The sequence below is a fragment of the Bradyrhizobium sp. UNPA324 genome, assembly GCF_006658635.1.
GTDB classification, from domain to species: domain Bacteria; phylum Pseudomonadota; class Alphaproteobacteria; order Rhizobiales; family Xanthobacteraceae; genus Bradyrhizobium; species Bradyrhizobium nanningense.
Map to the genome: position 1 here is coordinate 6,420,818 of NZ_LFJD01000004.1, position 20,211 is coordinate 6,441,028.

Annotated in this window: 16 protein-coding genes; 10 read left to right on the forward strand and 6 right to left on the reverse strand. The window is 65.7% G+C overall.

Features of this window, described 5'->3' with window-relative positions; translation table 11 throughout:
• Positions 1 to 64: 64 nt before the first annotated feature.
• On the reverse strand, positions 65 to 2,080 hold the full coding sequence (locus tag UNPA324_RS30835) for an acetyl-CoA carboxylase biotin carboxylase subunit (protein WP_141937693.1): 2,016 nt from the start codon (positions 2,078 to 2,080) through the stop codon (positions 65 to 67).
• 187 nt (positions 2,081 to 2,267) lie between these two features.
• On the reverse strand, positions 2,268 to 3,362 hold the full coding sequence (locus UNPA324_RS30840; protein ID WP_141937695.1) for a zinc-binding metallopeptidase family protein: 1,095 nt from the start codon (positions 3,360 to 3,362) through the stop codon (positions 2,268 to 2,270).
• A 219-nt stretch (positions 3,363 to 3,581) separates the two neighbouring features.
• On the opposite strand from UNPA324_RS30840, the gene UNPA324_RS30845 reads away from it, so the two are divergent.
• The 3 genes from UNPA324_RS30845 to UNPA324_RS30855 all read left to right on the forward strand — a co-directional run bounded on the left by UNPA324_RS30845 (position 3,582) and on the right by UNPA324_RS30855 (position 7,980).
• Positions 3,582 to 6,059 (forward strand): hybrid sensor histidine kinase/response regulator, encoded by a 2,478-nt coding sequence (locus tag UNPA324_RS30845; protein WP_141937697.1) that lies wholly within the window; start codon positions 3,582 to 3,584, stop codon positions 6,057 to 6,059.
• A 302-nt stretch (positions 6,060 to 6,361) separates the two neighbouring features.
• Entirely contained in the window at positions 6,362 to 7,612 is a 1,251-nt protein-coding gene (locus tag UNPA324_RS30850) for an arsenic transporter (protein WP_141939122.1), read from the forward strand.
• Between the two features lie 128 nt (positions 7,613 to 7,740).
• Positions 7,741 to 7,980 (forward strand): hypothetical protein, encoded by a 240-nt coding sequence (locus UNPA324_RS30855; RefSeq protein WP_246667252.1) that lies wholly within the window; start codon positions 7,741 to 7,743, stop codon positions 7,978 to 7,980.
• A gap of 67 nt (positions 7,981 to 8,047) precedes the next feature.
• On the opposite strand, the gene UNPA324_RS30860 is transcribed toward UNPA324_RS30855, so the two are convergent.
• Together UNPA324_RS30860 and UNPA324_RS30865 are read right to left on the reverse strand one after the other, a co-directional pair.
• Positions 8,048 to 9,412: an MFS transporter gene (locus UNPA324_RS30860; protein ID WP_141937699.1), complete on the reverse strand. Its 1,365-nt coding sequence runs from the start codon at positions 9,410 to 9,412 to the stop codon at positions 8,048 to 8,050.
• A gap of 24 nt (positions 9,413 to 9,436) precedes the next feature.
• Positions 9,437 to 10,204, reverse strand: a complete 768-nt coding sequence (locus tag UNPA324_RS30865) for a GntR family transcriptional regulator (RefSeq protein ID WP_128918085.1) — start codon at positions 10,202 to 10,204, stop codon at positions 9,437 to 9,439.
• Positions 10,205 to 10,383: 179 nt separating this feature from the next.
• Here UNPA324_RS30865 and UNPA324_RS30870 point away from each other — a divergent pair, with 179 nt between their 5' ends.
• The 3 genes from UNPA324_RS30870 to UNPA324_RS30880 are packed head-to-tail and all read left to right on the forward strand — an operon-like array spanning position 10,384 to position 13,422.
• A complete protein-coding gene (locus UNPA324_RS30870; RefSeq protein ID WP_181769577.1) occupies positions 10,384 to 11,583 on the forward strand; it encodes a mandelate racemase/muconate lactonizing enzyme family protein in 1,200 nt (399 codons plus the stop codon).
• A 13-nt stretch (positions 11,584 to 11,596) separates the two neighbouring features.
• Entirely contained in the window at positions 11,597 to 12,364 is a 768-nt protein-coding gene (locus tag UNPA324_RS30875; RefSeq protein ID WP_141937703.1) for an SDR family oxidoreductase, read from the forward strand.
• A gap of 26 nt (positions 12,365 to 12,390) precedes the next feature.
• A complete protein-coding gene (locus UNPA324_RS30880; protein WP_128918082.1) occupies positions 12,391 to 13,422 on the forward strand; it encodes an L-idonate 5-dehydrogenase in 1,032 nt (343 codons plus the stop codon).
• A gap of 75 nt (positions 13,423 to 13,497) precedes the next feature.
• On the opposite strand, the gene UNPA324_RS30885 is transcribed toward UNPA324_RS30880, so the two are convergent.
• Positions 13,498 to 14,385, reverse strand: coding sequence for a DUF3280 domain-containing protein (locus tag UNPA324_RS30885; protein WP_141937705.1), 888 nt, complete (start codon positions 14,383 to 14,385; stop codon positions 13,498 to 13,500).
• Between the two features lie 193 nt (positions 14,386 to 14,578).
• Between UNPA324_RS30885 and UNPA324_RS30890 the strand changes: the two genes are divergently transcribed.
• Together UNPA324_RS30890 and UNPA324_RS30895 are read left to right on the forward strand one after the other, a co-directional pair.
• Positions 14,579 to 15,961 carry a sensor histidine kinase gene (locus UNPA324_RS30890; RefSeq protein WP_141937706.1) on the forward strand — a complete coding sequence of 461 codons (1,383 nt, stop codon included), beginning with the start codon at positions 14,579 to 14,581 and terminating at the stop codon, positions 15,959 to 15,961.
• Positions 15,958 to 16,620 (forward strand): response regulator, encoded by a 663-nt coding sequence (locus UNPA324_RS30895; protein WP_128918079.1) that lies wholly within the window; start codon positions 15,958 to 15,960, stop codon positions 16,618 to 16,620. The genes UNPA324_RS30890 and UNPA324_RS30895 overlap by 4 nt, the downstream gene beginning before the upstream one ends.
• A gap of 21 nt (positions 16,621 to 16,641) precedes the next feature.
• On the opposite strand, the gene UNPA324_RS30900 is transcribed toward UNPA324_RS30895, so the two are convergent.
• The gene (locus tag UNPA324_RS30900; protein ID WP_164936075.1) at positions 16,642 to 17,625 is read right to left on the reverse strand and encodes a VOC family protein; all 984 of its coding nucleotides are present in this window, start codon (positions 17,623 to 17,625) and stop codon (positions 16,642 to 16,644) included.
• Positions 17,626 to 17,769: 144 nt separating this feature from the next.
• Here UNPA324_RS30900 and UNPA324_RS30905 point away from each other — a divergent pair, with 144 nt between their 5' ends.
• Positions 17,770 to 18,561: a DNA-binding transcriptional regulator gene (locus tag UNPA324_RS30905; protein ID WP_128918078.1), complete on the forward strand. Its 792-nt coding sequence runs from the start codon at positions 17,770 to 17,772 to the stop codon at positions 18,559 to 18,561.
• Positions 18,562 to 18,682: 121 nt separating this feature from the next.
• A complete protein-coding gene (mhpA, locus tag UNPA324_RS30910; RefSeq protein ID WP_141937709.1) occupies positions 18,683 to 20,191 on the forward strand; it encodes a bifunctional 3-(3-hydroxy-phenyl)propionate/3-hydroxycinnamic acid hydroxylase MhpA in 1,509 nt (502 codons plus the stop codon).
• Positions 20,192 to 20,211 lie beyond the last annotated feature (20 nt).

A 20,211-nucleotide genomic window follows, 5' to 3' on the forward strand; every position in this document is an offset into this window, starting at 1 on the left:
CCTTCGAGACGCCGCGAAGGCGCGGCTCCTCAGGGTGAGGGTTTGCTGTTGTGCCTGAAGCGCTTTACGCAAACTCCAAAATCAGCGCGTCCACCGCCAGCGTCGCGCCGGCGCTGGCGTGAACCTTTTTCACCGTGCCGTCCTGCTCGGCGCGCAGCACGTTCTGCATCTTCATGGCTTCGACCACAGCCAGCGTCTCGCCGGCCTTGACCTCCTGCCCCTCGCTCACCGCGATCGAGACCACGAGGCCGGGCATCGGACAGAGCAGCTTCTTGCCGCTGTCGGAGGCCGTCGTCACCGGCATCAGCCGCGCTGAGGTCGCCTCCGCTTCGGTCCAGACATAGACCGGCACCTCGACGCCCTGATGCGCGAGGCGAATGCCGTTCGGGATCGGGCGCGCCTGCACCGCGACGAAGTGGTCGTCGATGGTGCCCTGCCAGACCGGATCGCCCGGCTTCCATGGCGACTGCAGCAGATGCGCGTTGCCGGCCTTTCCTTCGGCGTCGATGAAGCGGATCGCGATGGCCTCGCCCTCGCGTCCGACCTCGAGCTGGATCTCCTGGCGGTCGAGCCAGACCGCACGGCGCCGCTCGCGCTGCACGAGCCGGCCGCCCATCTGGCCCGAGATCTGCCGCTTGCGCTCCCCGAGCACGTGATCGATGGCGGCGCCGACCGCGGCGATGCGCCGTGCGACCTCGCCTTCCGGCACGCGCACCGCAAAGCCCTTGGGGAATTCCTCGGCGATGAAGCCGGTCGAGAGCCGCCCCTCGCGCCAGCGCGGATGATGCATCAGCGCCGACAGGAACGGGATGTTGTGGCGGATGCCGTCGACGTAGAACGAATCCAGCGCGGTCGCCTGCGCCTCGATCGCAGCCGCGCGCGAGGGCGCGTGGGTGACGAGCTTGGCGATCATCGGATCGTAATGGATCGAGATCTCGCCGCCCTCCTGCACGCCGGTGTCGTTGCGGATGGTGATGCCGTCGTGGCTGGCTTCCGCCGGCGGACGATATTTTACCAGACGCCCGATCGACGGGAGGAAGTTGCGGAACGGATCTTCGGCGTACAGTCGCGATTCCACCGCCCAGCCCGTCAGTGTGACGTCCTTCTGCGCGATGGCGAGCTTCTCGCCCGCGGCAACGCGGATCATCTGCTCGACGAGATCGATGCCGGTCACGAGCTCGGTGACGGGATGCTCGACCTGCAGGCGCGTGTTCATCTCCAGGAAGTAGAAGCTCTTGTCCTGCCCGGCGACGAACTCGACGGTGCCGGCGGAATCGTAGTTCACGGCCTTGGCCAGCGCGACGGCCTGCTCGCCCATCTTGCGGCGCGTCGCCTCGTCGAGCAGCGGCGACGGCGCTTCCTCGATGACCTTCTGGTTGCGGCGCTGGATCGAGCATTCGCGCTCGCCGAGATAGATGACGTTGCCGTGCTTGTCGCCCAGCACCTGGATCTCGATGTGGCGAGGATCGACGATGAACTTTTCGACGAAGACGCGGTCGTCGCCGAATGAGGCCTTCGCTTCCGCTTTCGCGAGCCCGAATCCCTCCTCGACTTCCTCGGTCGAGTAGGCAATCCGCATGCCCTTGCCGCCACCACCGGCAGAGGCCTTGATCATCACGGGATAGCCGATCGCGTCGGCGATCCTCACCGCATGCTTGGCATCCTCGATGACGCCGAGAAAGCCCGGCACGGTCGAGACGTCGGCGTTCGCCGCTGCCTTCTTGGATTCGATCTTGTCGCCCATCGCGGCGATCGCGCCCGGGTTCGGGCCGATGAAAACGATACCGGCCGCCTCCAGCGCGCGCGGAAACGCCTCGCGCTCGGACAGGAAGCCGTAACCGGGATGCACGGCCTCGGCGCCCGTCTTGCGGCAGGCCTCGACGATCTTCTCGATCACCAGATAGCTCTCGGCCGCCGCGGGCGGGCCGATCAGCACGGCCTCGTCGGCCATCTCGACATGGAGAGCGTCGCGATCGGCCTCGGAATAGACCGCAACCGTCTCAATCCCCATGCGGCGAGCGGTCTTGATGACCCGACAGGCGATTTCGCCGCGATTGGCGATCAGAATGCGTTTGAACATGCTTCTTCTTGAGTCTCGACCTTGGGCGGGACCCTTCCCTGGCCGTTGGGGCCTATGGGGCTGGGCCGTGTGGCTTCCGTGGTACATCAAAATGAGCCGGAGGCAACGGTCTAAATCCGGCCCGCTTCCAGCGGGCCAGCGCAAGACCAACCGGTTTGGGAACGGGGCTGGCGAGCCCGCGGATGCCCTATGCCCTCCCGGACCTGGATGCGGACTTGGACGCGGACTTGGCCACGTCCCGGACCAGGCCGTGAATGAAGCCCAGCTTGCCGACCACCGCGGGCGACAGGATGAAGGGATAGAGGTCGCGCAGGCCCATGGCGCGGTTGACGCTGTTCATGGCGAAGGTGAAGGGCAGCCATGCGTTGACCAGCGCGTCGACGTCGCGTGCCTCGTACGGGTTGAAACGGATACGCGCCGTCAACTCCCCGTCGCGGTCGACCTTGGGGCGCACCTCCATGCCGAACTCGCCAGCCATCTCCAGGGCATCCACGATGTGGAGATAGTGCGCCCAGGTTTCGGCGAAGTCTTCCCAGGGATGGGTCGTGGCATAGGCTGAGACGTAGGTCTGTTGCCAGTCCGGCGGCGGGCCTTCGGCATAATGGCGCTGCAAGGCCTGGCCGTAATCGGCGGAATCATCACCGAATACCGCGCGGCATTGATCGAGCTTGCCGCCGCCCTGCACCAGCACGTCCCAGAAATAGTGCCCGACCTCGTGGCGGAAATGCCCGAGCAGCGTACGGTACGGCTCGCCCATTTCGAGCCTGCGCCGCTCGCGCTCGATTGTATCGGTCTCGGTGAGCGCGATCGTGATCAAGCCGTTGTCGTGGCCAGTCAGGATCCTCTCACCGCTGTTCGGATCGTCAGCCAGGAAATTGAAGATCAGACCATGCTCGGGGTCGTCCTGCCGCGTCCAGAGCGGCAGCTTCCAGCGGATCAGGGAATAGAACAGACGGTGTTTCGCCACCTCCAGCTCGCGCCAGCCGGCGAGCTGCGCCGGATCCGAGAGGTTCGGCACCATCCCATTATGGCGGCAGGCGCGGCAATAGCCGGTGGTATCGCCCGCGTCTGTGAGCCAGTTGCAGGCGTCGTACCCGGCGTTCCGGCACAGCATCCGGCTTTCGCCCTTGTCGGCCAGCATCCTCCAGGCCTCTCCGTCCGGCTCGATCGCCGACATCGTCTCCTGCTCGGGCAGGAAAGCGACCCGATGGCCGCAGCGTTCACAGGCGCGATTTTCGAAATACAGGACGTTGCCGCAGGCCTGGCAGACAAAGAGCTTCAAGATTTGGCCTCTTCGGAAAGGGGAGCTTCATGGAGCTCGTCATTGCGCCTCGCGAAGACGCGTCCGCCGGCTGATCGTTCCAGTCTCTGGAACAAATTGCCAGACCCGGCATTGGCAAGGCGTACTTTTTCGGTCCGCGCAAGCCCAGATTTTCCTGCCACGCGCTTTCCTCTAGGCAATGGCCATCACGCTCCGTCTGTGTGAATATCGGTCCGGCACGTGCGCTCCTGCATGACAACGGCCGATGCCTTGAACGATCCCTTACCCGAGACCATCGCCGCCGAAAGGCTGCGTCAACACCTCGAAGACGTCGCGCGCGAGCGCGACAACGCCTATCGCGCGATCCAGGAGCGCGAGGCCGAGCTGGCGCGCATCCAGCGCATCGGCAAGGTCGGCGGCTTCGAGGTCGATTTCCGCGACGGCTTCAAGAACCGTCGCTCACCCGAATATCTGATGCTCCACGGCCTGCCGCCGGAGGCCGCCGAGGAATCGCATGAGGAATGGGTCAATCGCATCCATCCCGACGACCGCGATGCCACCGTCAAGCACTTCTTCGAAGCTCTCGCCGGCACCGGCGAAGACTACAGCGCCGAATACCGCATCATCCGCCCCAATGACGGCGAGACCCGCTGGATCCGAGTCGTCGCCAAGATCGAACGCGACAAGAATGGCTGCGCGATCCGCCTCGTCGGCGCCCATATCGATGTCACCGACCAGATGCTCGCGCGCGAGACCCTGCGCGAGAGCGAGGAGCGCTTCCGCCTGATCGCCGACAGCGCCCCGGTGCCGATCTGGGTGACCAAGCTCGACCGCAAGCGGTCCTTCGCCAACCAGGCCTATGTCGACTTCGTCGGCCTGCCCTACGATCAGGCCATCGACTTCGACTGGCGCAAGGTGCTGCACCCCGACGACCTGCCGCACGTGCTTCAGCAATCCGTCCAGGGCGAAGCCTCACTCAAGCCCTTCGTGTTGGAAGCGCGTTACAAGAACGCCAGCGGCGAATGGCGCTGGCTGCGCTCGGAATCGCAGCCGCGCTGGGACCCGACCGGCAAGCATATCGGCTTCATCGGCGTCGCCCACGACATCACCGTCGCCAAGCAGGCTGAGATCGAGCTGCGGCAACTCAACGAGACGCTGGAACAGCGCATCGCCGAGCGCACCGCCGAGCTCGAGTCCAACGAGTCGCGGCTGCGCGCCATCCTGGCCACCAGCAACCAATATCAGGGCCTGGTCAACCTCAAGGGCGAATTGCTCTATGCCAACCGCACCGCGCTCGACGGCATCAAGGCGAGCGCCGCGGACGTGATCGGAAAGCCGTTCTGGGACACGCCCTGGTTCACCGGCACCGATGGCATGAGCGCCGCCGTGCGCGAGGCCTTTGAGAACGTGCTCAAAGGCGAAGCTGTGCGGCTCGAGATGCGCCTGCACCTTCCGATCGGCGAGCGCGATTTCGACTTCGGCATGCGTCCCGTGCTCGACCGCCACGGCAACATCACCGGCGCCGTGCCCGAGGCCGTCGACATCACCGAGCGACGCCGCGGCGAGGAAGCATTGCGGCAGTCACAGAAGATGGAGGCGATCGGCCAACTCACCGGTGGCGTCGCGCATGATTTCAACAATCTCCTCACCATCATCCGCTCGGCCACCGATTTCCTGCGCCGCCGCGAGCTGTCGGAAGAGCGCCGCCGCCGCTATGTCGATGCCATCTCCGAGACGGTCGAACGCGCCTCCAAGCTGACCGCTCAGCTTCTGGCGTTCGCGCGCCGGCAGCCGCTGAAACCGCAGATTTTCAACGTCGGCAGCCAGGTCGAGGGCGTCGCGCAACTGGTCCGGCCGCTAGTCGGCGCCCGTATCGAAATCGCGGTGGAGATTCACGATGCCGACTGCTTCACCGTCGCAGACATCGCCCAGTTCGAGACCGCGCTGATCAACCTCGCCATCAACGCCCGGGACGCCATGGACGACGAAGGCCGCCTCACCATTGCCGTGCGCAAGGTTTCCGGCATCCCCAGCCTGCGCGCGCAGTCTGCGCGCAGCGGCGACTACGTTGCCATCTCCGTCGCCGACACCGGCAGCGGCATCCTGCCGGAACATCTCGACTCCATCTTCGAGCCGTTCTTCACCACCAAGGAGGTCGGCAAGGGCACTGGCCTCGGCCTCAGCCAGGCCTTTGGCTTCGCGAAGCAGTCCGAGGGCGACATCGCGGTGACGAGCACGCAAGGCAAGGGGGCGACCTTCACCATCTACCTGCCGCAGGCACAGAGCCCTGTCGGCGAGAAGGAAGCCGCGGGGCTGACCCACGAGGCCGCCACCACCGGGCGCGGCTACCGCGTGCTCGTGGTCGAGGACAATGACGATGTCGGTCAGTTCTCCACCGAGCTCCTGGAAGATCTCGGCTATGTCGTCCGTCGCGTCGCCAATGCCAACGCGGCCCTTGCCATTCTCGGCGAGAACGAATTCGCCGTCGACCTCGTGTTCTCCGACGTCATCATGCCCGGCATGAACGGCGTCGAGCTTGCCGGCATCATCCGCGAGCGCTATCCGGGCCTGCCCGTGGTGCTCACCTCAGGCTACAGCAACGTGCTCGCCGAAAACGCCCATCGCGGTTTCGAACTGATCCAAAAGCCGTATTCGGTGGAGTCGCTGTCACGCATCCTGCGCAAGGCGATCACGGAGAAGCTGTCGGTGGCACGCTGAATGTGAGCCAAACCCACGGTGTCGTCCCGGACAAGCGCGCCCCAAGCGCGCGCCGATCCGGAACCCATAGCCACAGGACCGTGTTTGGCGAAGAACGACGACGTATGTGTCCCGAGAAAGATTCCGCGGTATGGATCCCGGATCTGCGCTTACGCTTGTCCGGGATGACAGCGGAGTGTTTGGTAGGGTGCGCCCACAGCATCGGCGCGGGCACCATGCTGCTGACGGCGCCGTTTTGAGGCTGGCGGATCCGTCCCGGGCACGGTAGTCAGGGACGGATTTTGGAGATCGACTTGCCGACCGTGCCGTCTGACGCCATCTGGGCCTGGAGCATCATCGTCGTCGCGACCGCAGGCGTCATCATCCGGCCGTTTCGCCTGCCCGAAGCGATCTGGGCCGCGATCGGCGCGAGCGCCCTGGTGCTATCAGGCTTGCTGCCGTGGCGGGATGCGCTCGCCGGCATCGAAAAAGGTCTCGACGTCTACCTCTTCCTGATCGGCATGATGCTGATCGCCGAGCTCGCCCGCCTCGAAGGCCTGTTCGACTATCTCGCCGCCTTTGCGGTCGAGCATGCACGCGGCTCGCCGCAACGGCTGTTCCTGCTGATCTATCTCGTCGGCACGCTGGTGACGGTGTTGCTCTCCAACGATGCCACCGCGATCGTGCTGACGCCCGCCGTCTATGCCGCGACACGCGCGGCCGGCGCCAAGCCGCTGCCCTATCTGTTCGTCTGCGCCTTCATCGCCAATGCCGCGAGCTTCGTGCTGCCGATCTCCAATCCGGCCAACCTGGTGGTGTTCGGCAAGCACATGCCGCATCTCGGAACCTGGCTCCGTCAATTCGCGCTACCGTCACTTGCCTCAATCGTGCTCACTTACGTCGCCTTGCGCCTTGCGCTGCACCGCGAGCTGAAGCACGAAACGATCGAAACGCGGGTCCCTCACCCGAAGCTCGGCCGCGGCGGCCGATTGACTGCCTACGGCATCGGCGCCATCGGCATCGTGCTGATTTGGACTTCTGCGCTCGATCTGCAATTGGGCTTGCCGACATTCGTCTGCGGGACCGCGACGGCGGCTGCCGTGCTGCTCATCAACCGGCAATCACCCTTGCAGGTGCTACGCGGCGTGTCCTGGAGCGTGCTGCCGCTGGTCGGCGGGCTCTTTGTCATGGTGGAAGCGCTGATCAGGACCGGCGTGATCGCGCAGCTCAGCGCCCTGCTCCACCAGGCGGTGGCGCAATCGATCCCGCAGGCGGCCTGGAGCGTCGGCGTTGCCACCGCGCTCGCCGACAACATCGCCAACAACCTGCCGGTCGGCCTCGTCGCCGGCTCGGTTGCCGCCAGCGATCATTTGCCCGCCCCGGTCGTCAGCGCCATCCTGATCGGCGTCGACCTCGGTCCCAATCTGTCGGTGACCGGATCGCTCGCCACCATCCTCTGGCTGGTCGCGCTCCGCCGGGAAAAGATCGAGGTCGGGGCCTGGCCATTCCTCAAGCTGGGACTGCTGGTGACGCCGCCGGCTCTGATCGCAGCGTTGGCGGCAGCCATCAGGTAAGGCAGGCCGGACGCCACTTTCGAAATGAAGTGCAGGCCATTTGCGGTGCGTCAATGCCGGCGGCGAAGCGGTGGCTAAAATTCCATTGTCGCGCAAATCAGATGGATATCGCGCGTCAAGGAAGGTTCATGATGCAGATCCAATCGAAGGCGTTGCCGCAGAACTCCCTTCTGCGTCGCGCGATCCGGAGCCTCACCGCAGCGAGCGAGAGCGGAGCCGAGACGGCCCACCCCCTGCTGGTCATCTCCGCGGTGGCATTGTTCACCCTATTCGCCATCGTGGAGATCGACCTCCACTCTGCCCAGCTTCAAGCGCTCGGCCTGCTCAGCCATGGCACGGGAATCGATCCGGTCTTCCTGAGCCCGTAGTCGCCGGCGCGCAACATCCCGAAGTAAGTCCCGATCGCGGCCGTGGCCGCGACCGGGCACCGGTTCGTCAGTCGTTCTCGTAGCCGTAGACTTCCGGCAGGATGAAGATTGCTGCAAGCAATCCGATCAGCGGGAAGATCGCGACCATCAGCGTCGCATTGGCCTGCCCGATCGCGGCGAACACCGTCGGGAACAGGAAGATCGCCAGGAACGACGGCAGCTTCACGAACATGTAGGCGAAGCCGCTCGCGGTGCCGCGATATTTAGGCCGGGCGACCATGGTCGGGATCGTCATGCAGTTCGAGGCGTCCCAATAGTGCCCCCAGAGCATGCCGGCGGCCGCGAACGGCAGCAAAATCTTGTTGTCGGTGTAGAGCGCGAAGGCCGCGACCAGGAGCGACATCAGGACGATGGAGAAGCCCGCGATCGCGATGCCGCGATGGCCGATCTTCGGCGTCAGCAAGGGTCCAACCCAGCCCGACAGCCCGGCGAAGGCAAACAGCGCCATCGTCACCAGATTGTTGCCGAGGATCGACGAGACGCCGACCATCGCGAACAGGACCGGCAGGTAGAACGCGAAGGTCGAGAACTCGCTGGCTTGCATGAAACAGGCGATCCAGCCGTAGACCGTCGCGCGCCAGCGGATCGGATCCTTCTTGAGGTCGGCGAGGAACGCGCGGGTTGAAACCTTCGGCACCACAACGTCCTGGTCGGGCAGCATGTCGAGATTGTCGTTGAACATCTCGCGCGCGACCTGCTTGGCTTCGCGGTAGCGTCCCTTCTGCACCAGCCACACCGCCGTCTCCGGCACGTCGTGGCGCATCACCAGGATAATCAGGGCCGGCAGCGCGCCGAGACCGAGCGTCACGCGCCACAGCGTCTCGTGGTGGATGTCGAGCAGCAGGAAGATGACGATGACGCCGACGGTCAAGACTTCACCGACCGCGAACATGAACTGCCAGCGATTGCCCATGACCTCGCGCTCACCCTTGGCCATGGATTCCATGATGTAGGTGTAGCCGGTCGAGATGTCCGAGCCGAGCGGGATGCCGAGCAGGAAGCGGATCACGACGAGCCAGGTGACATTGGGCACGAAGGCCTGCGCCAGCGCGAGCACGATGAACAGCACCATCGTGGCCAGGAACATGACGCGGCGGCCGATCTTGTCGGAGAGCCAGCCGCCGAGCAGTGCGCCGATCAGGGCGCCGCCCTGCGTGCCGGCCGCGGCCAGGCCCAGCATCAGCGGATCGGGGTTGTACTGTTCCTTGATGAAGATCAGCACGAAGGCGATCGAATAGAGGTCCCAGGCTTCGACCAGGATCGAGGCCATCATCAGCCAGCCGACCTTGTTGCCCTTGGGGCTGTAGTTCGTGATGAGGTAGCGGACCGCGGCTTCGCTCGCGGTCGGTTGTGGCATTGCCATCGTCGACATCTCTGGTCCTCTCTTCAAAACTCTCTAGGTGCCCAGCAGCGGCTCAATGCTGCAATCGAGCAGGCGCGGGTCGATCCCCGCCTCCATCCCGGTGAATATCGCGTCCATGTAATCGATCAGCGCATCGCTCGCTTTCACCGCATCGTCGATGCGGCGGTTGGCGACGGCGCTGAGGATGGCGAGATGGTGATCGATCGTGCCGGACAGGTCGGTCTGTCCCGGCATGAAGCGATGGTGGATATACCCGATGCGGCGATACAGCGTGTGCAGCGGGCGCAGGGTGTGCACCAGGAATGGTTCGCCCGCGGCCTCCAGCACCAGCGCGTCGATGCGCCGGTCGATGCTGTTGAATTCGTCGAGGCTCAAGGTGGCGCGGCGCTCCCGCAGCAAACGCTCGATGTGCAGCGCCTGATTGCGATGCGAGAGGCTGGCGCGATCGGCCGCGAGGCGAACCACGAAGCGCTCCATGTCGCGGCGCAAGGCCAGCAGCATGCGCTCACGCGCCAGATCGATCGGCGCAATGTGCAGACCGTGGCGCGGACGGATGATGATGAGCGTGTCGGCGGAGAGACGGTTGACGGCGTGGTGCACCGGCGTGCGGCCCAAGCCCGTGATCTCTTGCAACTCCAGCATGGTCATGAACTGACCGGGCTTGAGCTCGCAATGAACCAGGAGCTCCTCGATCTTCTGATAGGCCAGCTCGAAGAAGTTGACGCGGTTGCGCCGGGAGGGCCTGCCCTCGCCGTCGTCGTCGCTTCTCACCACCTCGAGCGCGCGCTTGCGCCGTGCCATGTCGTCCTCCCGTCAGCCCGCGCGCTCGTTGCGTGGCGGCGCCCTGTTTGTGATATCCTTAAAACATGTTGTGATATATTACAAGCGGAGCTATGACTACCGCCGGTCCCGCCGGCAATGGCGGCACAGAAACGACAAACAAAGCGGGCGCTATGGGCCCCGACGGGAGGATTGTTGCCGTGAAGATCACGTCGATCGAGACCCTGCGCACCGAGGAGTTCTCCAACGTCATCTGGGTGCGCATCCATACCGATACGGGCGTGATCGGGCTCGGCGAAACCTTTTATGGCGCCGGCGCCGTCGAGGCGCAGATCCACGACACCTTTGCCGGCCGCCTGCTCGGCCGCAATCCCCTGCACATCGAAGCGATCCACCGCGACATGCTGAACCTGCCGATGGCTCAGTCATCCACCGGCGTCGAATATCGCGCGGCATCCGCGATCGACATTGCGCTGTGGGATCTGTTCGGCAAAGTCTGCGGCCAGCCGGTGCACCAGATGCTCGGCGGCCTCTGCCGCGACAAGCAGCGCATCTACAACACCTGCGCCGGCACGCAATATGTCCGCTCCACCAATATCAGCCCGGTCTCGAATTGGAATCTCGGCGCCTCCAAGGGTCCTTATGAAGATCTCGACGGCTTCATGAACCGCGCCGATGCGCTGGCCGAAAGCCTCCTGGAAAGCGGCATCTCGGCGATGAAGATCTGGCCGTTCGATCCGGCAGCTCAGGAGAACAAGGGGCTCTACATCACCGCCGCGCAGATGAAGCAGGCGATCGAGCCGTTCGAGAAGATCCGCAAAGCGGTCGGCGACAAGATGGAGATCATGGTCGAGCTCCACTCGCTTTGGAATCTGCCGACCGCAAAGCAGATCGCGCGCGCGCTCCAGCCCTACAAGCCGACCTGGTACGAAGACCCGATCCGGATGAACTCGCCGCAGGCGCTCGCCGAATACGCCCGCTCGACCGACGTCTGGGTCTGCGCCAGCGAGACGCTGGGCTCGCGCTTCCCCTACAAGGACATGCTCGACCGCGATGCCATGCATGTGGTGATGGCCGATTTGTGCTGGACCGGCGGCCTCACCGAGGGCCGCAAGATCGCCGCGATGGCCGAGACCTATCACCGGCCATTCGCGCCGCACGATTGCATCGGCCCGATCGGCTTCATCGCCGCCATCCACATGTCGTTCAGCCAGCCCAACACCTTGATCCAGGAATCGGTCCGCGCCTTCTACAAGGGCTGGTACAACGAGCTCGTCACCACGATGCCTGTGATCAAGGACGGTTTTGTCTATCCAATGGAAGGTCCCGGCCTCGGCGTCGACCTCCTGCCTGGTGTCTTCGACCGCTCCGATCTCACCGTGCGCCGCTCCAACGTCTAAGGACTTTCCGATTATGAGCACCTCCCTGTTCGATCTCTCCGGCCGCACCGCGCTCGTGACCGGCTCGTCCCGCGGTCTCGGCCGCGCCATCGCCGAGGGCATGGCGAAGGCCGGCGCCAGGATCATCATCAACGGCGTCGACCCTGAGCGAGTCGAGCAGGCCGTCGCCGAGTTTCGCGCCGCCGGGCATCAGGCCGAGGGCGCCGCGTTCAACGTCACCGACGAGCCTGCGATCGTCGCCGCTTTCAATGATTTCGACAAGAAGGGCATCGCTGTCGACATCGTCGTCAACAATGCCGGCATCCAGCACCGCAAGCCGCTGGTCGAGTTCACCACCGACGAATGGCGCAAGGTGATCGAGACCAACCTCACCAGCGCCTTCGTGATCGGCCGCGAGGCCGCCAAGCGCATGATCCCCCGCAAGCACGGCAAGATCATCAATATCGGCTCGCTCGGCAGCGAGCTCGCCCGCCCCACCATCGCGCCCTACACCGCGGCCAAGGGCGGCATCAAGAACCTGACCCGCTCGATGGCGGTGGAATGGGCCCAGCACGGCATCCAGGCCAACGCGATCGGCCCCGGCTACATGCTGACCGACATGAACGAGGCGCTGGTCAACAACGCCGATTTCAACAACTGGCTGATGGGTCGCATCCCGTCGAAGCGCTGGGGCAAGCCGGACGAGCTGGTCGGCGCGGCGATCTTCCTGGCCTCCGACGCCTCGACCTATGTCAACGGCCAGATCATCTATGTCGATGGCGGCATGATCGCCGCGATGTGATTGCCGAACTCTGAAGGAACGAGCCCATGCGCGCCGTCGTCATTCACGCCCCGAAAGACCTGCGGATCGACAACTATCCTGACGCGGAGCCCGGCCCGGGCGAGGTCCGCGTCAAGATCGCCAATGGCGGCATCTGCGGCTCCGACCTGCACTACTACCATCACGGCGGTTTCGGCGTCGTCCGCATCCAGCAGCCGATGGCGCTGGGGCATGAGATCGCCGGCGTGGTCGCCGCGGTCGGTGACGGCGTCACCGGCGTGAAGCCGGGCACGCGCGTTGCGGTCAATCCGAGCAAGCCGTGCGGGGCGTGCCTGCATTGCCAGGAAGGTATGCGCAACCAGTGCCTCGACATGCGTTTCCTCGGCAGCGCGATGCGCTTTCCTCACGTGCAAGGCGGCTTCCGTGAATTCATCACGGTCGACGCCATCCAGGCCGTGCCGATCGCGGACAAGCTGTCGCTGGCGGAAGCCGCGGTCGCTGAGCCGCTCGCGGTGTGCCTGCATGCCGGCCGGCAGGCAGGCCCCCTGCTCGGCAAGCGCGTGCTGATCACCGGCTGCGGCCCGATCGGCGCGCTGATGATCCTGGTGTCTCGCTTCGGCGGCGCGTCCGAGATCGTGGTGACCGATGTCGCCGAGGCGCCGCTTGCGGTTGCCAGGAAGCTCGGCGCCAGTCATGCCATCAACGTCGCGACCAATGCCGCGGCGCTCGATTCCTGGCGCGCCGGCAAGGGCGTGTTCGACGTGCTGTTCGAAGCCTCCGGCAATCAGGCGGCGCTCCGCACCGCGCTCGACGTGCTGCGCCCCGGCGCCACGCTGGTACAGCTCGGCCTCGGCGGCGAGATGACGCTGCCGATCAATTCCATCGTCGCCAAGGAATTGCAGCTGCGCGGCACCTTCCGCTTCGACCCGGAGTTCGAGCTGGCGGTGCGGCTGATGGGCGAAGGCCTGATCGACGTGAAGCCGCTGATCACGGCTACCATGCCGTTCGAGAACGCTATCGCCGCCTTCGAGCTCGCCAGCGACCGCTCACAGTCGATGAAGGTGCAGCTCACTTTCTAGAGCATGATCCGGAAAAGTGTGCGGCAGTTTTCTGATGAGATCATGCTCAACCAAAAATCGAAAGAGCGATGAATCTCATCGCTCTTGAGCGCCCGCGGCCTGCTGGCTTTCGATCAGCCGGTCACTGACCAGCCGCACCGCGCCCCGTTTCCAGGAATAGTCCGCGCCGAGGCGCAGGCCGCTGTCGCCCCGCGCCAGCACCGCGCCGGTGCCGGCATCGCGCACCTGGAAGCCGAGCGTGTATTCGGTGCGGCTGACCCGCCGCACCACGCCGATCAGCGATTGATCCGCGCCGAGCTCCTTCGCAATTGCCGCCTCGCAACCGCCGCAGTCGCGCAGCGCTCCTGCCGTTGCCGCCGCCTCGCGGCCGACTTCGACGATCCGGTAGCGCCCGGATTGACCGAGCGCCTCGCGCACGGCGTCGGTGACCTCGGCGAGGTACGAGGCGTCTGAAGCGGCCAAGGCGCCCGCTGATGCGGCCGTCGTATCCTCGAGCTCGAACTCGAACACCGCGAGCGCGATCGGCGCCGGCGTTGCGAGCGCAGCCATGACCTCGCGCGAGACAAACATCTCGGCGCGCTCCCACGATTCATCATTGTCACCGCGGAAGGTGTAGAGCTTGTCCATCACGAGCTTCTTGGCGCCGACGTCGATCACCGCGACCTTGGCCCATTGCACCAGCGTGCTCGTCTTCTGGATGCCGCCGATGACCTTGAACGCGGCACCGTCCTGAGCAGAGGGCACCTGCCGATAGCGCCCGGCCTCGCCGATATCCCGCCTGAGCGCGGCCATGAACGCCGACAGCCGCCGCTCATGGGCCGCAGTCTGGTTGGTCGGCTCGGCGGACGTATCGGTATAGCTGAAATCGTCCACGGCCACGCCGATGGCGGCCTCGGCGGCAGCCGGGGCATGAGGGAGGACGAAGAGGAGAAATGCAGGCAGGATCAACCGGGAGAGGTGCATGAGCGGGGCCTCGCTAGAACGAGCGGTTCGCAAATCTCGGCGGCCAGCCCGAGCCCCTGCAACGGGGGGTATCCCGGCGAGCCCCGGGAAAATTTCACGACATTGCACTGCGGTAGCGCGTGGTGCTTTCCGCGGCTGGCGTTCTGCCGTTTAATACGGAGGCGACAAAACCGTTCGCGCAAGGTGCTCCCCAATGTGGAACCGCCCGAGATTCGATCTCAAGGTCCGTCTGACGTTGCGCGTGGCTGCCATAACGGCCGCCTGCTTCGCCGCAATCTCCGCCTATTTCCTGATTGCCGCCGACCGCGACGCCCATGCGCGCATCGACGGCGTCGCCGCGATCGTGGCGAAGTCGCTGGAGCTGCAGCAGGGCAAGATCCAGTGGGTGGCCGGTCCGCGCGACTTTCCCAACCTCGACCCCGTCGCGGCCTATGTGATGACGCCCGGCCTGTGTCTGGCATTCCGCGGCGCGAGCGGCGAGATGCTGCAGCGGTTCTGCAGCGGTGCGCCGGCCCCGGCGAGCCCGCCGCCACAGGCCTTCGCGGCCTTCTATCGCAGCCTGTTCGATCCCGGCCGCGAAGCGGCGCGGCCCGTGATCGTGCGCGGCGCCAAGCTCGGCGAGACCGTGGTCTCGGTCGATCCAGCGGTGCAGACGGCGGAGGCCTGGCATGAGGCCGGCCGCCTGATGATCGCGCTTGCGATCGCGCTGCCGTTGTTGTGCCTCTTGGTCTACGCCGCGCTGGCGCGCGCGCTACGCCCAACCCGCCTGATCTGCACCGGCCTCGAGCGGATCGCGGCCAACGACCTCACGGCGCGGCTGCCGCCGTTCGATCTCGCCGAACTCTCTGCGATCCGCGACGGCTTCAACCATCTCGCCGAAAGCCTCGACAATGCGCTGGCCGAACGTAGCGAGCTGACGCGCAAGCTGATCGCGCTGCAGGACGACGAGCGTCGCCATCTCGCTCGCGAGCTGCACGACGAGTTCGGCCAGTCGCTGGCCGCCATCCGCGCGCTGGCCTCGTCTGCCCGCCAGACCGCCGCGCAGGAGTGCCCCGCTTTGCTGTCCGAATGCGACGGCATCGCGCGCACCGCGACCGGCATGATGGAGACGCTGCGCGGCGCGCTGTTCCGGCTCCGGCCGCCCGACGTCGAGGAGCTCGGCCTCGTTGCGAGTCTGGAAGGCCTCGTCGCGGGCTGGAACGGCCGCAGCCGCGGCGAGACGCGCTTCACGATCCAGTTCGACGGCGCCTTCGAGACCCTGCCCGCCACGATCAGCGCCAACCTCTACCGCATCGTGCAGGAGGCGCTCACCAACGCCGCCAAGCATGCCGGCGCCACCAAGGTCGGCGTCCATTTGACGATGGCCGTAGACGAGATCGCGCTTGCCATCGACGACGACGGCCGGCCCAGCGATGCCTCGGGCAAATCCGGCATGGGTCTGCTCGGCATGCGCGAGCGCGTTGCGGCCCTGCGTGGCCAGATGAGCTTCGAGGTCGGCCCACACGGCGGCTCGGCGCTGCGCGTCGTCATTCCGCTCGCCGCCGCCGAGCCTCAGGTGCTGGAGCATGCGGCATGAGCGCGGCCGACGCGTCGATCCTGCTGGTCGACGACCATTCCGTGGTCCGGGAGGGTTACCGCTCCGTGCTGCAGAAGCAGCCGGGCCTGCGCGTCATCGCCGAAGCGGCCGACGGCGCGGAGGCCTACCGGCTTTACAAATCCGAAGCGCCCGATCTCGTCATCATGGATTTGAGCATGCCCGGCATCGGCGGCATCGAGGCCATCAGGCGGATCAGGCAGTGGGACAAGGGCGCAAGGATCCTCATCTTCACCATGCACCAGAATGCGGGCTTCGCCGTGCAGGCGATCCGCGCCGGCGCCAGGGGTTACGTCACCAAGACCAGCCCGCCGGAAACGCTGGTGCGGGCCGTAATGGATGTGCTCGCCGGCAAGATCGCCATCAGCCCCGACATCGATCACGAGCTGGCGCTGAGCCGGCTCGGCGGCGAAAGCTCGGCCGCCGACGTCCTCACCGCCCGCGAGTTCGAGGTGCTGCGGCTGCTGCTCGCCGAGAAGACGACGGACGAGATCGCCGAGACGCTCCATGTCAGCCCGAAGACGGTGGCGAACCTGCATTCCCTGATCAAGGACAAGCTCGGCGTCGGCTCCGACATCGAGCTGGTCCGCCTCGCGCTGCGCCAGGGCCTGTTGACGGAGCCCGATCTCGGCGAGGCCTGAGCGTTCTCCCGCCACCACGGATCATTCGCGCGCGACCACCTGATCCAGCCACGCGCAGTTGAGCGGCGGCACGCGCGGATCGGCGACACGCACGCCGCGCGCGGCCGCATCCAGCCGCATGTCACGCAATCGCTTGCGCTGTTCTTCCGGCATATGGAGCCGCTCGTGGCCCCACAGCGACGGGCCGTCGAACGTCTCATGCGGCTGCCAGGTCTCGGGATCGATCACGCGCCCGCCCCAGCCATACTCAATGAAGAAGCCGGACGGGGTGTTCACGTAGAACGAGGTCATGTGATCGTTGGTGTGCCGGCCCAGCGTATAAGCGACGCGGCCCTCGTCCATCTGCGCGAGGTCGTAGCCCTGACCGACATCGTCGAGGCTGCCGAGCTCGACCATGAAATGATGCAGCGCTTTCCGCCCGGAGCCGACCATCGCGAAGCTATGATGGCGGCCGTTGACGTGGAAGAAGTACAGCCCGTAGGGCTTCAGTCCGAAATCCGAGACGTGGAAGCCGAGCACATCGCGATAGAACGGCAAAAGCGGCTCAACATCCTCCACATTGAGCACGACGTGCCCCATGCCGAGCGCGCCGGTGCGAAAGCCCGAGATCGGACGGCCCGGCCTGAAGGGCTCGGTCGCAAGCTCGGGCTTGCAGAAGGCCTCGAGCCGATTGCCCGCGGGATCGGCGAACGAAATCAGCTCGGTGACATGCCGCTCATCGGCGAGCGCGCGTGATCCAAGCGTCACCTTCACGCCCTGGCTCTCCAGCCCGCTGGCGAGGCGGCCGAGCTCGGCACTTGACGGCACCTCCCACCCCATCACCGCGAGGCCGGCATCGCTGCTGCCATCCACGATCAGCCGCTGCTTGCGATCGTCCATGCGGAAGGCGCGCTTCTTGCCGCCGCGATCGACCTGCTGCATGCCGAGCAGCCCCGTCGCCATCCGGCCCCACTGATCGAGCTGCGACGAACTGATTCCAATATAGCCGAGCGCGGTGATTTCCATCGAAGTCCTCCCGAAGGCATTGCGTGTGCCGCAATGCGGCGAACTTGATACCGGCCGCGCACGATCTTAACGTGGCGTTCCGCAATCGCTTCGCGCTCGCAACGATAATCGCGGGACCGTGCGCCACAAGGGAGGAAATGCGAAGTGTCCAAGGAGCGGACGGGGCCGGGAGCGCCGCGGCAATCGGAAGGCGTCCGCGCCTTCAAGCGCGGGCTCGACGTGCTGCGGGAGGTCAATCGCTCCGGCGGCATCCGCGCCGGCGACGTCGCCCGCGCGCTCGACCTGCCCCGCCCCACGGTCTACCGCCTGCTCGAAACGCTGGAGGAACTCGGCTACATCGCCCGCAGCGCCAGCGACGACCGCTTTCGCGTCACCCGGCGGGCGCTGAGCCTCGGCGACGGTTATGATCCCGGCGTCGTGATCTGCCAGGCGGCAGCGCCCTATCTCGCCGAGCTCAGCAAGACCCTGGTCTGGCCGGTCGATCTTTCTACCTACGAGAATGCGGCGATGGTGGTGCAGGAGACCACCCATTCGCGCAGCCCGCTCTCGATCGACCGCGGCATGATCGGCAAGCGCCTGCCGATGCTGCGCACCTCCGCCGGCCGCGCCTATCTCGCCGCCTGCCCCGCGCGCGAGCGCGATCTGATCGTCAATCATCTGCGCCGCATCGACGAGGCCGACGACCGTCCGTTTCTGGACGCAGCCCGCCTCGATCGCATGATCGCCGAGACGCAGGCGCGCGGTTACGCGATCCGCAGCGAGGGCGAATACAATCCCAAGACGGCGTCGATTGCCGTCCCCATCGTGCGCGACGGGGCCGTCTTCGGCTGCATCTCCATCATCTGGATTCGCTCGGCGCTGGGAATCGACGAGGCGATTGCTCAGTTTGCAGTGCAGCTTCAGGAGACGGCTTCGGCCATTCCTGTCGAAGTGTAGCGCATTCACGCCTCCACACCGTCCAGCCGGCCATGACCAGCGGCACGAGCCGCGTCCGCTGGGTGGACACTTCTGCCGGCGGCGTTGATGCTGCGACGCGGCTTGGGGAAGAGATGGCCCCATGCAAGATAAATCCACTCCCGAAGAGTTCGATGTCGTGATCGTCGGCCGCGGCCCGGTCGGCGCCACGCTCGCCAATTTGCTCGGCCTATGCGGTGTGCGGACGCTGGTGCTGGAGCGCGAGGCACGGACCTATCATCTGCCGCGCGCCGTGCATTTCGACGACGAATGCATGCGCGTGTTCCAGACCATCGGTCTGGCCGACGCCATCCTGCCGCATGTGATCCTCAGCCCGGGCATGCTCTTTCTCGATGCCGAGGGCCGCATGCTGCTGGACTGGTCGCGCCCGCAGACTTTGACCCCGATGGGCTGGCATCTCAGCTACCGCTTTCACCAGCCGGATCTGGAGGACGTCCTGATCGGTGGCCTCTCCCGCTGGCCGCACGTCACCCTGCGCAACCGCTGCGACGTGTTCGCGCTCGATCAGGACGATCATGGCGTGCGCGTCCGCTACGAAGATCTCTCGAACGGACAACTCACTGAAGTCCGTGCCGGCTATGTGATCGGCTGCGACGGCGCCCGCTCGCTGGTCCGCCGCTTCATCGGCTCCGGCATGGACGATCTCGGTTTCCACGAGCGCTGGCTGGTGATCGACGTGCTGCTCAAGCGTGAGCGCAACGACCTTGGCGACTACAGCCTTCAGCATTGCGATCCCAGGCGGCCCGCGACCTATGTACGCGGCACCGGCACACGGCGGCGCTGGGAGATCACGGTTCTCCCGGACGAGGATTCTCACGAGGTCGCGCAACCTGCAAAAGTCTGGGACCTGCTGTCGCGTTGGATCACACCCGACGATGCGGAGATCGAGCGCGCTGCGGTCTACACTTTTCATTCCGTCATCGCACAGCAATGGCGGAACGGACGATTGCTGCTCGCAGGCGATTCCGCGCACCAGACCCCGCCCTTCCTCGGACAGGGCATGTGCGCCGGCATCCGCGATGCCGCGAACCTCGCCTGGAAGCTCGACGCCATCGTCCGGGGCGACGCAGGGAGCGAACTGCTCGACACCTATCAGAGCGAGCGCCTGCCGCATGTACGCGAATTCATCGAGCTCGCCATTCGCCTCGGCGGCGTGATCAACACCAAGGCGATCGAAGCAGGCCTTGCCGCCGGGGAGGTTCGCGAGAACGCGCCGGTGAAGCTCGAGGTGAAGAAGCCTCTGCTCGGCCCCCGGCTGGCGCCCCGCGATCAGCCTCTCGCCGGAGATTTGGCACCGCAGTTCGAGCTTCGGGACGGCAGCCGCAGCGACGATCGCGTTGGCTACGATCATGTCCTGTTCGCCGCAAACGCGGCCGCCCTCGCCTCACGCCCGGCTCTCGCACAGGCGGGACTGAGGATCCTGACCGGCGGCGACGCGGACGCCATCGGCGACTGGCTGCACCAGCACGGCATCATCGCCGCGCTCGTTCGCCCCGACCGCTATGTGCGCGGCACGGCCCGCAACGAAGCCGAACTCGACCAGCTCATCGCCGCCATCACGCCTCTAACCCACGTGCCGTCTGCGGCCTAAAGCGAACACTCTCAAGGATA